Source organism: uncultured Campylobacter sp. (assembly GCF_938045205.1).
Lineage (GTDB): Bacteria > Campylobacterota > Campylobacteria > Campylobacterales > Campylobacteraceae > Campylobacter_B.
Genome location: NZ_CALIMY010000010.1, coordinates 1 through 2,729, shown reverse-complemented (window position 1 = coordinate 2,729; position 2,729 = coordinate 1). Strand labels below are relative to the sequence as shown.

The window sequence follows — 2,729 nt, the reverse complement described above, 5'->3', positions numbered from 1 at the left end:
TTAAAGGCGCTCATCTTTTCTTTTTGGATACCGGCGCTCAGGCTCAACGTAACCTCGCCCGAAACGTCTTTTAAAAACTCTACTATCCCGCTATTTTCGTGATACTTGTAGTCCTCATCCTTTTTTGGAGCGGTGCCGCCTCCGCCTACGGTGGCACTAAGATTGCCACCTACGGCTCCTAGATCGACGATTTCGCCCACTTTGGCGTCGGTAATTTTAACGTTAGCCGTCTTGCCGCTTTGCGACGTTTCGCCAAAATAGGCTCTGGCTAAATTTCATCACTTTTAAAGCTCATACTCGCACTTTGGCTTTTTACGATAGTCTTATCTATCGCCTGCGTTGCCCCCTCAGTGTTGGTATGCTCTAGCTTCTCAAGCTCGGTCTTTATGCTTACGTCGGAACTTAGTCCGAAATATTCAAATCTACCCGTAGGCTTACCCTCTTTATAGACGTCGATATAGAGTTTACCGCCGCCGAGGGTTACGTAATCGCTACTGCTAGCCATATTTTCTCCTTTGTTCTAAATTTGATTCAGCTCGCTTTTGCGCTGCCCGCTCTTGATTATCCCGCCGCTGCCGTCATCATTTTTTATCGCTGCCGCTTCTCTTAGGGCTTCGTTTGCCAGTATCTGATCCAGCTGCGTCGGCTCTATTTTCAGTAGTAGCTTGAGTCGAAACATCGCCAGATCCATTAGCGAGGGTTTCGGAATCGCCTTTTTCTTGCTCAGCGCTCTGGCTTCCTCCATCGCTTGCTTCGCTAGAGCCTCGCTCACTTCCGCCTTGTTGAATAGACTCTGTCTCGCTCTGCTTAGAAATTCCTCGTCCATCTTCTAAAAAATCCTCCGCACAATAATGCATATTATCTCCTTTTTTTTGATTTCTCGGGCGAGCCAAGCCCGCCCTGCGACGGGGAGCGCAGGCGCTCCCTCGACCCACCTAAAGTTTCATAAATTTTGCTTCGCAAAATTTTAAAATTTTCAGCGGTTTTGCCTGTAAATTAGTCCCGTCCATTGGCGCTCAAACTTACTTGCCAGTGGACATATAGGCAAGTTGCCATAACGCGTATCCTGCATTCATAAAGCTTTTGCAGCCAAATAGTGCAGCGTCTTTCATAAATTTATGGTCGTCGCTGCTCTCAAAGACGCCATCTTTCGCAACTTGAAGCACGAAAGGGCGCACCGGTTTGCCTAGATCCATCAAATACCACTCAGTGCCCGCGATCTCTGGCAAAACGAGCAAACTATAACGCTTAAAAGTAGGGTTTGTTTCGCCTGCGGTTAAATGCTCCTTATTTACCGCAGTAATCGCCGCGGCAAGGTTTTTAGGACCGCAGATTAGATGCGTCGGACTTACGCCCAGGGCTTGCCCGGTGTCGCCTTTAATGCTGATCATATAGGCTTCCGCAGCTAAAAGATGCGCCGTATCCAGCGCGCCGGTGCCGCTATTTGCATAGGTATCACTACCAGATGCATGGTCGGCGGCAAAAAACGCCTTGCCGTCGTAGCATTTGCCCTTTGTGGAGTCGGCCGCATTGGCTAGAATTTTCGCCACTAGCGCGCCGCCAAATTTTTTCGCATTGAACGCCATCTGTTCGATCGCAGGTTTATAGAGCCCGACTTTGTCATATTCAAGATGAGTATTTGGCACCGTAACGCTAGCCTCGAAAGGCTGATTTTCTAGCGCATAGCCATAATCCTTGAACTTTTTGATATCTCTATCGCCGACCCACTCTTTCATCATCGGAAAGTTACCCAGCCAAACATATTTCTCGCTTAGATCGTTGCTGTCTATGCGCATAGCAAGAACATCCGCCTCGCTTTTGGTATCGTTGAAGGTCTTTTGAAAGACCGCCTTAAAGCCGATCGATGTCTCTTCAAAATTTGCCATTATTTAATCCCCTTTGCATATTCCTCTTCGCTAAGCCCTAAAAGAGAGGCCACCTTTTTCTGCTCGTCGCTTAGGGAGGACGCGCTATTTTTTTGAAGCTCCTTTTTGCCGAAAAACGCGCCCAAAAGGGAGCTAAGCTTTTGCACCTGTCCGTCTAGCGCCGCAATCTTTTCCACCATTGCGTTACTTTCTTTTGCATTCGCTTCGCTTTCTGCGGCATCGTCTTGCTTTGCGTTTACAGCCTCTGCTTTGTTGCTAGCGGCAAAATTTGCGCTAAGCTCCTCTATTTGCTTGCCTAGGGCGTCTATTTTTGCCGAAAGCTCCGAAATTTCTTTATCCATCTCTTCCTCTCCTTTTGAGTTGATTGCATTATTTAGCAAATTTGGGCGATTTACGAGCCCTACGCTATCAAGCCCGATCACCCGTCTATTCTCTCCCATATCAAAAACGGGGCTTAGGTATCGATACGCCCGCGAGCCGATAAGCTCCTCACCCGTTTTATTTAGGCTTAGGCTAGCGTAAATCCCGCCATCTCTAAGCTCGAAACTATCCTTATCAAACCACCCTAAAGCCGCGCCAAAGCTGTGGTTTTCATCAAGGGCGATATCAAGGGCGTTTTTTTCTATGGAGGCTATCAGTGCGGCGCCGTCAATCCGAAACGCGCGCCCGTCAAGACCTATCACTTCGCCGACCGGCGAAACCTTTACCTTTTCGTCCTGCTTAAAATTTAGCTCTAAAACGCTATTTATGCCTTGTCTCATACTGCCTCCGTCTCGAAATTTGGCGGTATTATACGGACAAACGCCGTTAAAATCACTCTATTTAGGGGCTATCAAGAGTGAA

The 2,729-nt window shown here is 47.9% G+C and carries 5 protein-coding genes; all 5 read right to left on the bottom strand.

Translation table 11 applies throughout. The features are described from left to right. The coding region (locus Q0198_RS00555) for a hypothetical protein (protein ID WP_297893801.1) at positions 1 to 200 on the bottom strand (200 nt) is incomplete at its 3' end. A gap of 68 nt (positions 201 to 268) precedes the next feature. After that, complete coding sequence (locus Q0198_RS00550; protein WP_297893799.1) at positions 269 to 505, bottom strand: hypothetical protein; 237 nt, start codon at positions 503 to 505, stop codon at positions 269 to 271. A 15-nt stretch (positions 506 to 520) separates the two neighbouring features. Then, complete coding sequence (locus tag Q0198_RS00545) at positions 521 to 826, bottom strand: hypothetical protein (RefSeq protein WP_297893796.1); 306 nt, start codon at positions 824 to 826, stop codon at positions 521 to 523. A 196-nt stretch (positions 827 to 1,022) separates the two neighbouring features. After that, positions 1,023 to 1,886, bottom strand: coding sequence for a Mu-like prophage major head subunit gpT family protein (locus tag Q0198_RS00540; protein ID WP_297893794.1), 864 nt, complete (start codon positions 1,884 to 1,886; stop codon positions 1,023 to 1,025). Further along, the gene (locus Q0198_RS00535) at positions 1,886 to 2,647 is read right to left on the bottom strand and encodes a phage protease (protein ID WP_297893793.1); all 762 of its coding nucleotides are present in this window, start codon (positions 2,645 to 2,647) and stop codon (positions 1,886 to 1,888) included. The genes Q0198_RS00540 and Q0198_RS00535 overlap by 1 nt, the downstream gene beginning before the upstream one ends. Between the last annotated feature and the right edge of the window lie 82 nt (positions 2,648 to 2,729).

Coding starts and splice junctions, on each gene's coding strand:
- Q0198_RS00535 (WP_297893793.1), bottom strand. CDS start 2,647: ATGAGACAAGGCATAAATAGCGTTTTAGAGCTAAATTTTAAGCAGGAC.
- Q0198_RS00540 (WP_297893794.1), bottom strand. CDS start 1,886: ATGGCAAATTTTGAAGAGACATCGATCGGCTTTAAGGCGGTCTTTCAA.
- Q0198_RS00550 (WP_297893799.1), bottom strand. CDS start 505: ATGGCTAGCAGTAGCGATTACGTAACCCTCGGCGGCGGTAAACTCTAT.
- Q0198_RS00545 (WP_297893796.1), bottom strand. CDS start 826: ATGGACGAGGAATTTCTAAGCAGAGCGAGACAGAGTCTATTCAACAAG.